Raw genomic sequence first — 17329 nt, 5'->3', positions numbered from 1 at the left:
AACTGCATCCACATCTGAGGGTTTTGCAAAGGTCTCATATCGGCATTTTTTAGGCGGTGTTGTGCTGCGGACATTCGGTGTTCAATGGATTTCGGGCTACCTGAAAAGGGTTTCAGGTAGCCCGAAGTGTTTGCTCCGGTCTCGGGCCGTCGGCATGGGTCTGGCGTAGCGGTTTTTCGAGACTAAATTTCCGCTGTGCACCGGCGGCTTCTGCTGCGGAAAACGCCGCACGAGAAGATGGCAAACCGCTTCTTAGCGGCGGTATTTCACCCGCTCCCGCTCGTGTATCGGCTCGGCGGCTTCGATTTTTTCGTTGGCTTGTTCGTGGTCTGCGGCGTCGGCTTCCGGCTCGGGCTGCACGGCTTCGGCGGGCGGGTGGTATTGGAATTTGCCGTACACGGGGAAGTGGTCGGAGCCGATGTGCGGCAGCACTTTGAGATCGGATACCAGAAAGTCGTTGCTGTGGAAAATGTGGTCGAGCGGCCAGCGCAACAGGCGCCAGTTGGCGTGGAAGGTGTTGTAGAGGCCGCGGCCCACGCGCGGGTCGAGCAGGCCGCTGATGCGTTGGAACAGGCGTGAGGTGTCGGACCAGGCCACGTCGTTGAGGTCGCCAAAAACCAGGCAGCTGTGTTGTTGGCGGGCGATTTCTTTGCCCACCAGGAGCAGTTCGCCGTCGCGTTCGGTGGAGGTGTCGCTTTCGGTGGGGCTGGGCGGCATGGGGTGCAGGCAGTAGATGTGCACCCATTCGCCGCTGCGCAGCTGCACTTCGGCCTGAATCGAGGGAATGTCGTCGCGCACGCGGTAGAGCACTTGGGCGTTGCGCAGCGGCAGGCGGCTGTAGAGGTGCATGCCGTAGAGGTTGTCGAGCGGGATTTTGACCTGCCAGCCGTAGGCGGCTTCTAAGGGGGCGAGTTGCTGTTCCCACCAATGGTCGGTTTCCAAGGTGAGGACGATGTCGGGGTGGTGCGCTTCGATGAGCCGCAGCAGTTTGCCGGCTTGGCGGTTGGGGGTGAGGACGTTGCTGGTGAAGATGCTGATGGTGCGCTTGTTGTCCGGGCCGGTGTAGGCGAGTACGGTGGGGCGGCGCAGGCGGGTGTAGGCGCTGATTTGCCAAAACTGCCACAGGGCGCAGAGAAGGTTGAGCGCGGCCACGGCGGCAAACCAAAGCTGGCCGGGCGGGGCGGCCAGATAGGCGGCGCCGATGGCGGCCAAATTGAGCACGGCGATTTGCAGGCGCGGAAAGTCGAATACCCGCATGATCCAGTGGTCGTGCGTGAGCAGGGAGAGGAAGGTGGCGGCGGCAGGCAGGCTCAGGACGGCCAGCAGCAGGCTGTGTTGCCAAGATAGATCCGGCATGGCGGTATGGGGCGGAGGGGGATGGGAAAACGAAGTGTAGCAGAATTGTTAAGGCAGCGGACAGTGTGGTCGGTGCAGAAGGGGCGGGGATGTGCTTTCAGGTAGCCTGAGACCTTGGGGTCACGCCCGCCCGCTGTGCGGCTAGGCCTCGGTTGGCATCCGCCCCCAGGCTTTGCAAAGATTTCGGCTTTGGCGGGCAAAAGGCTACCTGAATGCGGTGCGGGGTCGGGTGCGGATAAATCAGAGTAGGGCCAGGGCGGCCAGGCATTTTTCCCGCTGGCCGTGTTGCGGGGGGATGGTTTGGGCGGGCAGCACCAAGGTATAGGGCCTTCCGTGGCGGTGGGCTTCGAGTATGCGGTGGCAAAGCAGGCCGGCCAAACGGTCGGCCGGGGTGGCGGCCGGGTAGTCGGCGTGGCTGATGAGATCGGTTGCGGCGGAGAAAACAGGCTCTTCAAAGTGTTTGTCGAGCAGGCGGCCGCTTTTGGCAAACTGTTTCCACGCCACTTGCTGCAACGGGCGGCCGGGCTGGTGTTCGAGCAGGTAGGCGAGGTCTTCGCGGCCGCCGGGACGGGCGCGGCGCTCACCGCTGTCGTCGGGGAGATGGCCGGGCGGCGGGGTGTGCGGCAGAGGAGCGGGATAGACCAAGCCTTCGTCGGGCCAGTGCCAGATGCATTCGACGCGGCTGATGCCGAAGGGGAACACGCTGCTGCAGTGCAGCGGCGGCAATTGCAGCCGCCCGCGCCGTTTGGCCAGTATCGGCCAGGCGAAGGGGCGGCTGTGTCGGGCGCTGAATTCGGCCCGATGGCTGTTGTGCTCGGCCGTCTGGCTGTCGTCCTCGGGCACAACGGTAAACCAGAGCAGGCGGTGGCGTTGGGCGCTGCTGCCGGCGGGATGGAGCAGCACTTCGGCGGTTTGGCCTTGGAACACTTCGGCCGGCGGGGTAATGTCTAAACGCAGGCCGAGCAGTTGCAGGCAGTTGAGCAGCACGCCGACGAGCAGGAAACCGGCCAGCCAGAACGCCACCACATAGGCGAGGTTGACTTGGTAGTTGAGGCCGACTGTCCACAGCAACACCACCATCACGGCCAGACCGAGGCCGAGGCGGGTGGGGCGCACGGTGAGGTCGCGCAGGCGCGGACTGTGTTGGGGCGCCGCCATCAGGCCACGGCCACCTGAAGCAGCATGTCCTCCAGCAGGCGGGGGACGGGCTGCGCTTGCAGGGCTTGTAGGCGGTGGCCGGCCACCGGCACCCACACGGCTTTGATGTCTTCGGGCAAAACGTGGTCGCGTCCGTGCAGAAAGGCCCAGGCTTTGGCCGCGGCCACCACGGCCAAGCCGGCGCGCGGGCTGAGGCCGGTCACGAAACGGCCGGGCTGGCGGCTGGCGGCCACCAAGCGGTACACATAGTCAGCGGCCTGCTGGGAGCAGGTGGTCTGGGCGGCTTGCGCCTGCCATTGCAACAGCGTGGCGGGGTCGGCCACGGCTTTCAGTGCGGGCAGCATCTGGCGGCGGTCGCCTTGAAAATACAGCCTGCGTTCGGCTTCGGCCACCGGATAGCCCAGCGACAGGCGCATCATAAAGCGGTCGAGTTGGGATTCGGGCAGGGGAAAAGTGCCGAGCTGTTCCACCGGGTTTTGGGTGGCGATCACCAGAAAAGGTTGCGGCAGGCGGTAGGTTTTGCCGTCCACCGACACCTGCTTTTCTTCCATCGCCTCCAGCAGGGCAGACTGCATTTTCGGCGAGGCGCGGTTGATTTCGTCGGCGAGCAGGAAGTGCTGGAAAATTGGGCCGGGGTGGAATTTGAAGCGGCCGTCGGCGGGCTGGAACGCGTTCACGCCCAACAGGTCGGCCGGCAGCATATCATTGGTGAATTGGACGCGGCGGTAGCCCAGGCCGAGTACGCCGGCCAAGCCGTGGGCCAGCGTGGTTTTGCCCACGCCGGGCACGTCTTCCAGCAGCACGTGGCCGCCGGCCAGAATGCAGGCCAGTATCTGGCGCAGGATGGGCTCTTTGCCGAGAATCAGTTGGTTGAGTTGGGCGAGGGCGTTTTGCAGGGCGGGATTCATGATGTGTTTTGAGGGAATGGGGCTACCTGAAAAGGGAAAAACGGGCTTTCAGGTAGCCGGTATGCTGGGAAAACACCGCCCTGTGGGCGGTGTGCGGGCTCAGTCTTCTACCGGCTTTTCAGCGGCTACCTGCTCGATGAGGTGGGAGAGGCTCATGCCGCGTTCGAGCGATTCGTCGTATTTGAAATGCAGCTCGGGGGTTTTGAAGAGTTTGATGCGCTTGGAAAGCTCGCTGCGCAAATAGCCTTTGGCGTGCTCCAGGGCTTCGGCGGTGACTTCGCGGGTGGCGTCGTCGAGCACGGTGTAGTAGATGGTGGCGTGACTGTAGTCGCGGGTAACGGCCACTTCGTTGATGGTGATGAAACCGGCGCGCGGGTCTTTGAGGCCGGTGCGGGTGAGCTCGGCCAGTTCGCGCATGATTTGTTCTTGCACGCGGTCTTGCCGCGCGTATCCTTTGTTTGCTTTAGCCATGATTGCCTTTGAATAAAATGTTTTGGGGTCAGGTGTCGCCGTCGGCGGCATAGATTTGGGCCAGCAACATTTCCACGGCCTGCATTTGGGCCAGTAGTTCGCGGCTGGCGTCGTCTTCCTGGGCCAGAAACTTTTGGCGGTCCAGACGCAGGGCGCCGATGGCGGCGATGCACTGCTGCATCTCTTGGAAGCGTTCGTGACGGCGGATGATGTCGCGGTTGTCTTCGTCGTCGGCCAACAGGCGGATGTGCACCGGCTTGGCTTTGATTCGGTCGATGACGCCGCTGCAGTTGAACGACATGGTGGGGGTGTGGAAGCGGTTGTCGGCGTTGTCGAACTCCACCACAATGGAATTGCCGAACAGGAATTTGACGGTGGCAGGCTCGATGAAGTGCTCGGGGTAAATTTCCTGACCGTCTTGCGCCAGATTTTCCACCAAGCAGGTGTCGCCTTCTTTCAGTTGGGAAATGAACACATGGGGCATGGGATGCTTTCAAGCCTGGCGGTAGCCTTTTATTTCAACTGGTTGGTGCGGCTGATTAAGGCGTCCATCAGGGCGTCGTATTGCTGGCGGCGGCTCTGCAGGCGGATGGCGTCGAACTCGGCCAGCTTGCCTGCAAAATCGCGGCTTTTGAAATAGGGTTTTAAATCGAGGGATTTTTCCAAAAAACGGATGATGTTCATGTCGTTTTCCCGGTCGACCGGGTGTACCGGCATGCGTTCGGTGAGCACGAAGTTGTCGGGCAGGATCAGGGTCGCCACCAAGAGGGGCGTTGCGTTTTCGCGTTGGCGGATTTCGCGCACCAAGGTAAAGGTTTCTAAGGTGTAGGTTTGTTTGTTGCTCATGTCGTCGCCCCTAGAGAAAACGGCATTGCCGGCTGACCGGCGGGTGTGTGCTCGGACAAATGCTGCCCCGGCTGTGCAGGAAGGCTACCTGAAAGGCGTGGAGCTTTTCAGGTAACCGAGACCTTTGCAAAACCCCCATCTGCGGCGCATTTCTGCGTTGTGCGCTGCTCGCTCGCTTGCCTATTTATCTGATATGTCTTCGCTCGCTGCGCTGCTACGCCTTGAACTGCATCCACATCTGAGGGTTTTGCAAAGGTCTCAGCCTGAGGTACGGCACGGGGTGGTGCGTTACAGGGAACGGGCCACTTCCACGATGTCGAACACTTCCAGCACGTCGCCTTCCATGATGTCGTTGTGGTTTTTCAGCATCAGGCCGCACTCGAAGCCCATGCGCACTTCTTTGACGTCGTCTTTAAAGCGTTTGAGCGATTCGAGCTCACCGGTGTGGATCACCACGTTGTTGCGGATGAGACGGACTTTGGAGTCGCGTTTGACCACGCCGTCGGTCACCATACAGCCGGCGATATTGCCCACTTTGGACACGGTGATGACTTGGCGGATTTCCACGGTGCCGGTTTGCTGTTCTTTCTGCTCGGGCGCCAGCATGCCGCTCATGGCCGCTTTCACGTCGTCGATGGCATCGTAAATGATGTTGTAGTAGCGGATTTCCACGTCTTCGCTTTCGGCCAGCTTGCGTGCGGAGCCGTCGGCACGGACGTTGAAGCCGATGATAAACGCGCCGGAGGCAATCGCCAAGTTGACGTCGCTCTCGGTGATGCCGCCCACGCCGCTGTGCAGCACATTGACTTTCACCTCGTCGGTGGACAGTTTTTGCAGGCTGCCGGCCAACGCTTCGTAAGAGCCTTGTACGTCGGCCTTGATGATGACCGACAGATTTTGCGCCTGGCCTTCGCCCATATTGTTGAACATGTTTTCTAGCTTGGCGGCCTGCTGTTTGGCCAAACGCACGTCGCGGTATTTGCCTTGGCGGAACAGGGCGATTTCGCGGGCTTTTTTCTCGTCGGCCAACACCATGGCGTCTTCGCCGGCGTTGGGTACGTCGGAGAGGCCGAGAATCTCCACCGGAATCGACGGGCCGGCTTCGTTAATCGGTTTGCCGTTTTCGTCCATCATGGCGCGCACTTTACCGAAGGCGGTGCCGGCCAAGAGCATGTCGCCTTTTTTCAGCGTACCGCTCTGTACCAGCAGGGTGGCCACGGCGCCGCGGCCTTTGTCCAAACGGGCTTCTACGATGATGCCTTTGGCCGGGGCTTCCACGGGCGCTTGCAGCTCCAGCACTTCGGCTTCCAGCAGCACGGCTTCCAGCAGGGCGTCGATGTTGATGCCTTGCTTGGCGGACACATCCACAAATTGGGTGGTGCCGCCCCAGGCATCGGGAATCACTTCGTGCTGGGTCAGCTCTTGGCGGATGCGTTCCGGATTGGCGGTGTCTTTGTCGATTTTGTTGACCGCCACCACAATCGGCACGCCGGCCGCTTTGGCATGGGCGATGGCTTCGATGGTTTGCGGCATCACGCCGTCGTCGGCGGCCACCACCAAAATCACGATGTCGGTGGCTTGTGCGCCGCGGGCACGCATGGCGGTAAACGCTTCGTGGCCGGGGGTGTCGAGGAAGGTGATCACGCCGCGCGGGGTTTCCACGTGGTAGGCGCCGATGTGCTGGGTAATGCCGCCGGCTTCGCCCTGCACCACTTTGGCGCGGCGGATGTAGTCGAGCAGCGAGGTTTTACCGTGGTCAACGTGGCCCATCACGGTGACCACCGGCGGACGCGGCAGCAACTCGGCTTCGGTGTGTTCTGCACCGTCTTCCAAGAAGGCTTCCGGATCGTCGGCGGCCGCGGGTTTGCCGATGTGGCCCATTTCCTCTACCACAATCAGGGCGGTTTCTTGGTCCAGCGATTGGTTGATGGTGACCATCATGCCCATCTTCATCAGGGTTTTCACCACTTCCACGCCTTTTACCGCCATTTTGTGGGCCAGGTCTGCCACGGTAATGGTTTCCGGCACCAAGACTTCGTGCACCACCGGTTCGGTCGGCGCTTGGAAGGCGTGTTGGTTGGGCTCCAGTTTGAGCTTTTTGCCTTTTTTGCCGCCGCGTACGCGGTCGTCGTCACGGCTGCTGCGGCTGTCTTTGCCGCCTTTGCCTTTGGCGGCTTTGCCGCGCGGCAAGTCGTCATCGCGTTGTGAACGGCGTTCGTCTTTTTTCGGTTTGCCGGCGGCCGCAGTGCCGGTGGAAGCGGAGAGCGGCGCTTTTTCCGTGGGTTTGGCGCTGCGTTGTTCGGCCTGCTTTTGCTCTTTGGCCGCTTTGGCTTCCTGCTGTGCCTGCAACTTGGCCGCTTCGCGGCGGGCCTGGCGCTCTTGGCGTTCTTGTTTTTCGCGCAACAACGCTTCCTGATGCGCACGCAAGGCTTCGGCACGGCGGGCTTCTTCGTCGCGGGCGGCCTGTTCGGCGGCGCTGACCACTTCTACCGGCTGCGGCACCGCGGCCGGTGCTTTTTCTTTTTTGCTGCGACGCGGCTTCGCTTGGTCGGCATCTGCTGCAGCGGCAGGTTCGGCGGGCGCAGCATCGGCAGCCACCGGATCGGCTGGGCTCGGGGCTTCGCTTGCGCTTGACTCGGCCGCGGCCGCCTGAGCAGCGGCTTCGGCCGCTTGGGCGGCTGCCTGTTCGGCAGCTTGTGCCGCCGCTTCCGCCTCGGCTTGCGCTTGCGCTTCTGCCTGAGCCGCCGCTTCGGCTTCTGCTTTGGCTACCTGAAGGCCGGTGTCTTCTTGCGGAATCACCACGCGGCGGCGGCGGCGGGTTTCCACGGCCACACCGCCTACGGTGCTGCGTTCTTTTTTGGTGCGGCTGACGCTGATGGGCGCGTTGTCGTCGCTGTCGTGGCGTTGGCGCAGATAGGCCAGCAGCTGCTGTTTGTCTTCGGGGGTGACGGTGTCGGCGCCGCTTTGTTTATTGACTCCGGCCGCCTGCAATTGTTCCAGCAGGGTGGGAACGGACTTTTTCAGTTCGGCCGCAAATTGTTGTACGGTGTTGTGACTCATGCGTGCCTCCTTTTATTGTTGTTCTTCGTTAAACCAATGTTCGCGCGCGGTCATGATCACGGCTTTGGCTTCTTCGTCGCTGACGCCGGTGATTTCGATCAGTTCGTCAACCGAGAGCTCGGCCAAATCGTCGCGGGTGGTGATGCCGGCCTGGGCCAGATCGCGCAGCATGTCCTGATCCACGCCCGCCAGCGTTTTCAGGTCTTCGGCCACGTCTTCGAGTTTTTCTTCCGACATAATGGCCAAGGTGAGGATGGCGTCGCGGGCGCGGTTGCGCATGGCTTCCACCGTGGCTTCGTCGAAGCCGATTTCCACCAGTTCGGCGGCCGGTACATAAGCCACTTCCTCCAAGGCGGCGAAGCCTTCCTGCACCAGCAAATCGGCGGTCTCTTCGTCCACGTTCAGGTGTTGCACGAACAGGGCGCGCAGCTCGGCGTCTTCGGCTTCGTGGCGCTCTTCGGCTTCTTCAACCGTCATGATGTTGAGCTGCCAGCCGGTGAGGTCGGCAGCCAAGCGGACGTTTTGGCCGCCGCGGCCGATGGCCAGCGCCAATTGGTCTTCGGCCACAATCACATCTACCGAGTGGTTGTCTTCGTCAATCAGGATGCGGCTCACTTCGGCGGGCGAGAGGGCGTTGATGACGAATTGGGCGGTTTCGGGCGACCAAAGCACCACGTCCACGCGTTCGCCGCCCAATTCGTTGGTCACGGCGTTGACGCGCGAACCGCGCACGCCGATGCAGGTGCCTTGCGGATCAATGCGCGCGTCGTTGGATTTGACGGCGATTTTGGCGCGGTGGCCGGGATCGCGGGCGGCTTCTTTGATTTCCAGCAGACCGTCTTCGATTTCCGGCACTTCCTGTTCGAACAGTTTCACCAGGAACTCGCGCGAGGTACGGCTGAGGATGACTTGTTTGCGGCCGCTGGCGCCTTGTTCGTCCACGCGCAAAAACAGGGCGCGGATGCGGTCGCCGCTGCGGAAGTTTTCGCGGGGGATGCATTGGTCGCGCGGAATCAGGGCGTCCAAACGGCCGAGCTCAACGATGATGCCGTGGCGTTCCACCCGTTTCACGGTGCCCAGTACGATGTCTTCGCGGCGGGACAAAAAGTCTTCCAGAATCTGTTCGCGTTCGGCATCGCGGATGCGCTGCAGAATGATTTGTTTGGCGGTTTGGGCGGCTTGGCGGCCGAACTCCACGTTTTCCAGCTGCTCCTCGTGGTAATCGCCGATTTGCAGCGTGGTGTCGGGAATTTCTTCCTGGATTTCTTCGATGGTTTTTTGGGTGTCGGGGTAGGTGTAATCCTCGTCAGCCACAATCAGCCAGCGGCGGAAGGTGCTGTATTCTCCGGTGTGGCGGTCGATTTCCACCCGCACGTCCATGTGTTCGCGGTCGGCTTTCTTTTTGGCGGCCACAGACAGCGCGAATTCCAGGGCTTCAAAAACCACTTCGGTGTCTACGTTTTTTTCGCTGGCCAAGGCTTCGGCCAGTTGCAACATTTCGCGGCTCATTGGAATGAACTCTCCTGATGGGTTATTTTTAAAATTTGAATTCCGGTTTCAGGCGGGCGCGGTCGATGTCGGCCAGCCGGATGGCAATGTTTTTGCCCTCGCAGTGGAGGGTGACGGTGTCGTCGGTGCAGCCTTCGATGCGGCCGATGAAGTTTTTCTGGCCTTCTATCGGCAGGCGGGTTTTTACTTTGGCCAGGCTACCTGAAAAGCGCACGAAGTCGGCGGCTTTTTTCAGCGGGCGGTCCAGGCCGGGGCTGGAGATTTCCAAGCGCTTGTAATCCACGTCTTCCACCATGAATACGCGGCTGAGGTGGTTGCTGACGGTGGCGCAGTCTTCTACGGTGATGCCGCCTTCTTTGTCGATGAATACGCGCAAATCGCCTTGGGCGGTGAGTTCGAAGTCCACCAGTTCGTAGCCCAGGCCGGGCAGGGTGGTGTCGAGAATGCTCTGGATGTCCATTTTGCTCCGTCGAAAACAAAAAAATGGCCGCGGGGCCATTTCTCATTTACGGTTAAATAACTGAAAAACGGCGTGATTCTAACGCATCCGAAAAAAGATGGCAAATGCGGCGTGTTTGTGCCTGCCTGGCGGCGGCTGATATTGATTGATTTATCTAATGCACAAACCGCCGTTTTATCGGCATAATACGCACACTTTACACAAGACTAAGCAGGCGCAAAGCATTGCGCCGTTTCGATTATCACAGAAAATACAGAGTGTTGCCCATGAAGCCCGATTTAAGCAAGATGACCTGCATTGCGGATTTGCAGCGCGTTGCCCGCCGCAAAGTGCCGAAAATGTTTTACGACTATGCCGACACCGGTTCTTGGACCGAGGCCACTTACCGTGCCAACAGCGATGATTTCAAAGATATTCTGTTCCGTCAGAAAGTGTTGGTGGACATGGAGGGCCGCAGCCTGGCCACTAAGATGATCGGGCAGGGCGTGAAAATGCCGGTGGCCTTGGCGCCGGTGGGGCTGACCGGTATGCAGCACGCCGACGGCGAAATCCTTGCTGCGCGGGCGGCGGCCAAATTCGGTGTGCCGTTTACCTTGTCCACCATGAGCATCTGCTCCATCGAAGACGTGGCCAGCAACAGCCCCGATCCTTTCTGGTTCCAGCTGTATGTGATGCGCGACCGCGATTTCATGAGCAACCTGATCCGCCGCGCCAAAGAGGCCAAGTGTTCCGCCTTGGTGCTGACGGCGGATTTGCAAGTGTTGGGCCAGCGCCACAAAGACATCAAAAACGGCATGTCCGCGCCGCCGAAACCCACCATCCGCAATCTCATCAATTTGGCCACCAAGCCCGAATGGTGTTTGGGTATGCTCAACACCGAGCGGCGCACCTTCCGCAACATCGCCGGCCACGCCAAGGGCGTGAGCGATTTGAGCTCGCTGTCGTCTTGGACCGCCGAACAATTCGACCCCAGCCTGAGCTGGGACGATGTGGCGCGCATCAAAGACGAATGGGGTGGCAAACTCATCATCAAGGGCATCATGGAGCCGGAAGATGCCGAAGCCGCAGTGAAGAGCGGCTCCGATGCGATTGTGGTGTCCAACCACGGCGGCCGCCAGTTGGACGGCGCGCCTTCCTCCATCCGCGCGCTGCCCGACGTGGTGAGCGCGGTGGGTTCCGATATCGAAGTGTGGCTGGACAGCGGCATCCGCAGCGGGCAAGACATTCTGCGCGCTTGGGCGCTGGGTGCGCGCGGCGTGATGGTGGGCCGTGCCTATATTTACGGCTTGGGCGCCTACGGCGAGGCCGGCGTGACCCGCGCTTTGGAAATTCTGTATAAAGAAATGGACATCACCATGGCCTTCACCGGCCATCGCAATATTCACGATGTCACCAGCGACATTTTGGTTAAAGGCACTTACTGACCGTGTGCCTGATGCCATCTGGGCTACCTGAACAGCCAAGCGGCGTATCCGCAGGGCTTTCAGGTAGCCTTCTTTACGCGCCGCCGGCAAAGCGGCGGGCCATCACACAATAAGGGCTACCTGAAAGCGGTTGGCCTGTATCACCAACATTAGAGAGAGGAACCGAACATGACTTGGAACATCAGCGACAGCGCCGCCTTGTACGGCATCAAACACTGGGGCGGCGGCTATTTCTTTATCGGCGAAAACGGCGAAGTAACGGTACGGCCGAAGCCGGAGGCCGGCACCGAAATCGGCCTGCACCGGCTGGTGTCGGAATTGCAGGCGCGCGGACAGGATTTGCCCATGCTGTTCCGCTTCCCCGATATTCTGCAAGACCGCGTGCTGCAGCTGTGCGCCGCGTTTAACGAATCGGTGGAGAAGCTCGATTACCAAGGCCGCTACACCGCCATTTACCCGATTAAGGTGAATCAGCAGGAAAGCGTGGTCAAAAACATCATCGTGCCCAAAAGCGAAGCGGTGTCGATCGGCTTGGAGGCCGGCAGCAAACCCGAATTGATGATTGTGCTGGCCTTTGCGCCCAAAGGCGGCGTGATTGTGTGCAACGGCTACAAAGACCGCGAATTCATCCGTCTGGCCCTGATGGGACAGCGGCTGGGGCACGAAGTGTTTATCGTGATCGAAAAAGAAGCCGAAGTGGACTTGGTGATCGAAGAATCGGCCAAACTCGGCGTGCGCGCCAACATCGGCCTGCGCGTGCGCCTGTCTTCGCTGGCTTCCAGCAAATGGGCGGACACCGGCGGCGAAAAAGGCAAGTTCGGCCTGTCGGCGGCGCAGATTATCTCGGCGGCGGAAAAACTGAAGGCCGCCGGTTTGGGCGACTGCGTGCGCCTGATGCACTTCCACATGGGCTCGCAGATTTCCAATATTGCCGACTACCGCCTCGGTTTTAAAGAAGCGGTGCGCTATTTCGGCGAACTGCGCGCCTTGGGGCTGCCCTTGGATTATGTCGATGTCGGCGGCGGCTTGGGCGTAGATTACGACGGCACGCACTCGCGCAATGCCAGCTCCATCAACTACGACATCGGCGAATATTCCCATACCATCGTGTCGATGCTGGGCGAATTCTGCGATGCCCACGGCCTGCCGCACCCGCATATTTTCAGCGAAAGCGGCCGCGCGCTCACCGCGCACCATGCGGTGTTGGTGATGAATGTGACCGATGTGGAAACCCTGCCCGACCACATTCCCGCCGTGGCCGATCCCGAAACGCTCAGCTTCCCCACCCGCAAACTGCTGGACATCCTGCAAGGCGATACCGACAGCGAAATGGTGACGGAAACCTATTACCGCATTTCGCACTATCTGGCCGACCTCAATGAATACTATTTGGAAGGCAAAGTCGGCCTGCAGGAAAAAGCCCTGGCCGAACAGCTGTATGCCGTGCTGTGCCGCCGCTTGCGACAGCAGCTGCAAGGCGGCGGCCGCAGCCAGCGGCAGGTGTACGACGATTTGACCGACAAACTGGCCGATAAATATTTCTGCAATTTCAGCGTGTTCCAAAGCCTGCCCGACACTTGGGCCATCGGCCAAGTGCTGCCCATCATGCCGATTCACCGCCTGAGCGAGCGGCCCACCCGCCGCGCCGTGCTGCAGGATTTAACCTGCGACTCAGACGGCAAGGTCGGCCAGTATGTGGACCGCCAAAGCATCGAATCCAGCATGGCCGTGCATGTGCCGGCCGCGGGCGAGCCTTATGTTTTGGGCGTGTTTATGGTGGGCGCGTATCAGGAAATCTTGGGCGATATGCACAATCTGTTCGGCGACACCGATTCGGTGAATGTGTATGTGCAAGAGGACGGCAGCGTGGCCTTCGGCGGCATCGAGATTCATGACACGGTGGAGGATATGCTGCGCTACGTGCATTTGCAGCCGCAGGAAGTGATCAACCGTTTCGAGGAAAAAATCCGCTGGGCCAAGCTGCCGGCCGAACAGCGCGACACCTACGCCGCTGCTTTCTGCCGTGCTTTAAAACAGAGCTCTTATTTGAGCGCGGAGTAAGCCCCGAGGGCTTGCCCCAAGAATATCCGAGCTTGGACGATGGCCGGCATCCCGCGTCTGCGGCTTGTTACGTGCGAACTTGTATCCCCGTCGCCGTTGCCAAGCCGCAGACGCGATTTTTGTTGCGGCATCGGCGCTCGGGCTACCTGAACAGTATGGCGCAAAGCTGTTGCTTAATCGGTGGAAGGCGGGCCTAAGCGGGAGCAGGGGCATCGGCCGTTCGATCATGTTGTGGCGCAGAACAGACAGATTGCGGGACATTATGTAAATAAATAGAAATAAAATACAGAATCAATTACATTTGCCCGCCATTAATAATGGTTTTCGTTATTAATTTGACTTATTTTTAAAATCCAATTGATTTCAAAGGTTATTTATGATTTCCCGTCCCCGATGCTTGCGTTTGAGCATATTGAGTTTGTCGTTGTTGTGCGGCTTTGCCCATGCCGACACCCAAGCGGCTGCCGATTCCTCCGAGTTGGAAACGATTGAAGTAACCGGTGCCAAGAGCCTGACCACCGGCAACTATAAAAACATTGCCGAGCGCAATGTGGCCAGCATCCGCGATGTCTTGGCCGACCGCGCCGACATCAATGTGGGCGGCGGCAGCCTGTCGGCCCAATATCTGAGCATCCGCGCCGCCGGCCAAAACAAAATCGACCTGGTGGTGGACGGCACGGCTACGGCCACCCAGGCTTGGTACCACCAAGGCCGATTCCAATTGGATCCGGCCATGATTAAGGTAATCGGCGTGGAAAAAGGCGCGGGTTCGGCCAGCGCCGGCATCGGCGCCACCAGCGGTGCCGTGCGTGCCCGCACGGTGGAGGCGGCCGACTTTTTGAAAGAAGGCCAAAACTTTGGTGTGCGGGTGGGCGCCGAAATCAACAGCAATAAAGGCAGCAACGGCAGTTTGGCGGTGTACGGCAGCAGCCACGGTTTCGACGGCCTCCTGATGGGCAGCTGGCTGGATGACCGCAACTACCGTGCCGGCAGCGGCTATCGCGACGGCACCACCCACTCCGACCGTGCGAACAACACCGCGCGCGATCAAGGCAACTACTTGGCCAAAGTGGGCTACCGTTTTAATGACGACCACAAAATCGGCCTCAGCTACCGCTACGAGCGCTATTACGGCGTAGGCGCCGACCGGCTGGAATTTGTGATGGACGACCGTGTCGGCCCCACTGAATCGCTGCAAAAAACCACCAACCTGAGCTATGAAGGCCACCATCTCGGCTTTATCCGCGACGTGGACGCCAACCTTTATCACCTGAAAATCGAAGACAACCGCAATGCTTGGTCGGGCAGCCGCGACTTGGGCGGTGGCCGCCATTCCGAAGCGCTGACCACCGGCGGTAATTTCAATTTCACCAGCGAGCTGCCGGGCAGCCATCTGTTGAAATACGGCGTCAATCTGCGCAACGAGAAAACCAACAGCCAAGACAACCGCAGCGGCTATGTAGACGGCGAGCGTAAGCGCGAATACGGCCTGTATGTGGAAGGCATCTGGTCTTTGTCGCCGGTAACGCTGACCACCGGCCTGCGATACGACCATTTCAAATTGACCACAGCGGGTAATCCGCAGCGCCCGGGCAACCGTGATGCTGCCGACGGCCGGCTCAGCCCCAGCTTCGGCCTGACTTGGGACATCAACCCCAGCCTGTCGCTGCAGGCTAAATTGAACTACGCCGCCCGCAGCCCGCAGCTGGCTTCGGCCAACACCCTTACCGACACCCGTGGCAGTGCCGCTGCTGCACGCGGCTTGCGCAATGTGGATCCCGGTTTGGCGTTCGAGCGCGCCCGCTTGGCGGAAGTCGGTCTGAAATGGCGCCACGGCGGCTGGTCGCTGGGCGGCAGTGTGTTCGAGCAGACCGTGCACAACTACTATACGCCCAATAACTCCAAGAATGATCTGGCCAACCGCGGCCGTGTGAAAACCCGCGGTTACGAATTGGATGCCGCCTACCGCTGGAACAATCTGACTGCGCGTTTGGCCATGGCTTATGCCGATCCGGAAGCCAACTTCCCGATTTCCAACGACCCGGCCGACATTGTGCCGCAAGGCCGTCGCTGGATTACCGGTCTTACCTACGCCTTCCCGCAGGCCAATTTGGAAATCGGCTGGCGCGGTCGCTTTACCCAAAGCAAGGACTACACGGCCGGCAATGCGCAGCAACACCGTGCCGGCTACGGCGTGCATGATGTGTATCTGAACTGGAAGCCTTTGACCGACATGAATGTGAATTTCGCCGTCAACAACATCGGCAACAAGCTGTATTACAGCCACAGCCAGCGCGTTTCCGGCGTTGCGCCGCCCTCACGCGGCCGCGAAGTGCGCTTGGGCGTAAACTACCGTTTCTAAGCCTAACCGCTTGAGCGGCAGCAAAAAGGCAGACTCTCGGTCTGCCTTTTTTGTGCCCGCATGGCGGGCATCGAACCTGTTATCCGCTTGGTGAAACATGCTGCGGGCTACCTGAAAACCTGAGCCCTTGGCCGCGCAGACTGTGGTGTCTGTTTTCAGGTAGCCCGAATCATGGCGCAAGCCGTGGCAAACAAGAGCGGCCGCCCCGCCGTAAGGGCGGGCATCTTGAAACGGTGCGATGTGGTTTGGCTGACCAGTTTGAGGCTACCTGAAAACCCGATGCGTCACAAAAACGCACCATCTGTTTCCAGGTAGCCTCAAATCATTCGCTGGCTGGCGGCGGCTAAGAAACCATCTGCCGGTCCGGGCGGCGCTTTAGGCTTCCAAGCCTTCTTGCGCCAGCACGGCTTGGAGGCCGGGGTTTTGGCCCATGCGGCGGTAGAACGGGGCCAGTTGCGGCAGGCTGCTGTAATCCAGGCCGATGCGGTGGCACCAGCGCAGCAGCACATACAGATACACGTCGGCCACCGAAATGTCGTCGGCCAAATAGTCTTGCGTGGCCAATTGTTGGTCGGCCAAGGCGAGCTGGCGCAGAATCTGGCGGTGGGCGGATGCCTCCATGGCCTGTTTCACGGCTTCGTCTTGGATGTAGTCGGGGGTGTGGAACAGCAGCGAGAAAGATTTGTGCACATCGCTGTTGAGGAAGACCAGCCAGCGGAAGGCGCGGGTGCGGCCTTGCGGGGTGTCGCTGCCGAACAGGCGCGCCTCTGGATGCAGCGAGTCGAGGTAGAGCACGATGGCCACGTTTTGGGTGAGGGTGAAATCGCCGTCCACCAGCAAGGGCACGGTGCCCAGCGGGTTGAGCGCCAAGTAGTCGGGCTGTTTGGTGTCGTCGCCGCTCATGGCCTGGGCTTCGTAGGGTTGGCCGATCCATTCGAGGGCGGTGTGCGGCGTCATCGAGCAGGCGCCGGGCAGGTAATACAGTTTCATTAAAGTTGTCCTTGTTCAGACGGTAAAGAGGCCGAAAGGCTACCTGAAATACTCAGGCAGCCCGGTCGGCTTACAGGGTGATGCGGGCGCCGAGCAACTCGACGAACTGGCGCAGCCAAGCGGGGTGGGCGGGCCAGGCCGGGGCGGTAACCAAATGGCCGCTGGTGACGGCGTCGGTGACGGCGATGTCGGCATAGTCGCCGCCGGCGGCGCGCACGTCGGGCGCGCAGGCGGGGTAGGCCGAGCAGCGGCGGCCGCGCAATACGTCGGCGGCGGCCAACAGCTGGGCGCCGTGGCAGACGGCGGCAATCGGTTTGGCGGCGGCGTCGAATTCGCGCACGATTTCGATCACGCGCGGGTTGAGGCGCAGGTATTCGGGGGCGCGGCCGCCGGGAATCACCAGGCCGGCGTAATCGGCGCTGTTGACGGCTTCGAAATCGTGGTTGAGGCTGAAGTTGTGGCCGCGTTTTTCGCTGTAGGTTTGTTCGCCTTCGAAGTCGTGCACAGCGGTGGCCACCGTTTCGCCGGCTTTTTTGCCGGGGCAGACGGCATGCACTTCGTAGCCCAAGCCGAGCAGAAATTGGAAGGGCACCATGGTTTCGTAGTCTTCGGCGTAGTCGCCGGCCAGCAGCAGGATTTTTTTGCTCATATCGTTCTCCTTTTATCGTGATTGAGGGGGTGCCGGAGCACGGGCTTATCTTACGCTTTTTCCGGCCGCGCTTAT

General features: G+C 60.3%; 14 protein-coding genes and 1 pseudogene. 4 read left to right on the top strand and 11 right to left on the bottom strand.

Going from position 1 to position 17329, the window contains the following annotated elements:
- Positions 1-252 precede the first annotated feature (252 nt).
- The 6 genes from H3L94_RS11105 to H3L94_RS11080 form a co-directional block, all read right to left on the bottom strand.
- A complete protein-coding gene (locus H3L94_RS11105) occupies positions 253-1356 on the bottom strand; it encodes an endonuclease/exonuclease/phosphatase family protein (RefSeq protein ID WP_182122039.1) in 1104 nt (367 codons plus the stop codon).
- A 240-nt stretch (positions 1357-1596) separates the two neighbouring features.
- On the bottom strand, positions 1597-2514 hold the full coding sequence (locus tag H3L94_RS11100) for a DUF58 domain-containing protein (RefSeq protein WP_182122038.1): 918 nt from the start codon (positions 2512-2514) through the stop codon (positions 1597-1599).
- Positions 2514-3422, bottom strand: a complete 909-nt coding sequence (locus H3L94_RS11095) for an AAA family ATPase (RefSeq protein ID WP_182122037.1) — start codon at positions 3420-3422, stop codon at positions 2514-2516. The genes H3L94_RS11100 and H3L94_RS11095 overlap by 1 nt, the downstream gene beginning before the upstream one ends.
- A gap of 99 nt (positions 3423-3521) precedes the next feature.
- Entirely contained in the window at positions 3522-3893 is a 372-nt protein-coding gene (gene rbfA, locus H3L94_RS11090) for a 30S ribosome-binding factor RbfA (RefSeq protein WP_009119193.1), read from the bottom strand.
- A 28-nt stretch (positions 3894-3921) separates the two neighbouring features.
- The gene (locus H3L94_RS11085) at positions 3922-4377 is read right to left on the bottom strand and encodes a hypothetical protein (protein WP_182122036.1); all 456 of its coding nucleotides are present in this window, start codon (positions 4375-4377) and stop codon (positions 3922-3924) included.
- Between the two features lie 29 nt (positions 4378-4406).
- Positions 4407-4739, bottom strand: coding sequence for a hypothetical protein (locus H3L94_RS11080; protein ID WP_009119191.1), 333 nt, complete (start codon positions 4737-4739; stop codon positions 4407-4409).
- A 124-nt stretch (positions 4740-4863) separates the two neighbouring features.
- Here H3L94_RS11080 and H3L94_RS12905 point away from each other — a divergent pair.
- A pseudogene (locus tag H3L94_RS12905) lies at positions 4864-5013 on the top strand (lipoprotein signal peptidase); the annotation flags it as partial.
- 14 nt (positions 5014-5027) lie between these two features.
- Here H3L94_RS12905 and infB read toward each other — a convergent pair.
- Genes infB through rimP form a run of 3 tightly spaced genes read right to left on the bottom strand, consistent with a single transcriptional unit; the run spans position 5028 to position 9768 of the window.
- Positions 5028-7799 carry a translation initiation factor IF-2 gene (gene infB / locus H3L94_RS11075; protein WP_182122035.1) on the bottom strand — a complete coding sequence of 924 codons (2772 nt, stop codon included), beginning with the start codon at positions 7797-7799 and terminating at the stop codon, positions 5028-5030.
- A gap of 12 nt (positions 7800-7811) precedes the next feature.
- Positions 7812-9308, bottom strand: a complete 1497-nt coding sequence (gene nusA / locus H3L94_RS11070; RefSeq protein WP_009119188.1) for a transcription termination factor NusA — start codon at positions 9306-9308, stop codon at positions 7812-7814.
- 28 nt (positions 9309-9336) lie between these two features.
- Positions 9337-9768 (bottom strand): ribosome maturation factor RimP, encoded by a 432-nt coding sequence (gene rimP, locus H3L94_RS11065; protein ID WP_182122034.1) that lies wholly within the window; start codon positions 9766-9768, stop codon positions 9337-9339.
- A 266-nt stretch (positions 9769-10034) separates the two neighbouring features.
- On the opposite strand from rimP, the gene H3L94_RS11060 reads away from it, so the two are divergent.
- The 3 genes from H3L94_RS11060 to H3L94_RS11050 all read left to right on the top strand — a co-directional run bounded on the left by H3L94_RS11060 (position 10035) and on the right by H3L94_RS11050 (position 15615).
- Entirely contained in the window at positions 10035-11192 is a 1158-nt protein-coding gene (locus tag H3L94_RS11060) for an alpha-hydroxy acid oxidase (RefSeq protein ID WP_182122033.1), read from the top strand.
- A gap of 168 nt (positions 11193-11360) precedes the next feature.
- The gene (speA, locus tag H3L94_RS11055; RefSeq protein ID WP_182122032.1) at positions 11361-13253 is read left to right on the top strand and encodes an arginine decarboxylase; all 1893 of its coding nucleotides are present in this window, start codon (positions 11361-11363) and stop codon (positions 13251-13253) included.
- 376 nt (positions 13254-13629) lie between these two features.
- Entirely contained in the window at positions 13630-15615 is a 1986-nt protein-coding gene (locus tag H3L94_RS11050; protein ID WP_182122031.1) for a TonB-dependent receptor domain-containing protein, read from the top strand.
- Between the two features lie 375 nt (positions 15616-15990).
- On the opposite strand, the gene H3L94_RS11045 is transcribed toward H3L94_RS11050, so the two are convergent.
- The gene (locus tag H3L94_RS11045) at positions 15991-16605 is read right to left on the bottom strand and encodes a glutathione S-transferase family protein (protein WP_182122030.1); all 615 of its coding nucleotides are present in this window, start codon (positions 16603-16605) and stop codon (positions 15991-15993) included.
- 70 nt (positions 16606-16675) lie between these two features.
- Positions 16676-17254 (bottom strand): DJ-1/PfpI family protein, encoded by a 579-nt coding sequence (locus H3L94_RS11040; protein ID WP_009119180.1) that lies wholly within the window; start codon positions 17252-17254, stop codon positions 16676-16678.
- Positions 17255-17329: the final 75 nt, after the last annotated feature.

This window comes from Neisseria shayeganii (genome assembly GCF_014054965.1).
Classification (GTDB): domain Bacteria; phylum Pseudomonadota; class Gammaproteobacteria; order Burkholderiales; family Neisseriaceae; genus Eikenella; species Eikenella shayeganii.
Note: the sequence above shows the minus strand (reverse complement) of the source record. Positions and strands in the feature narration are given on the sequence as shown.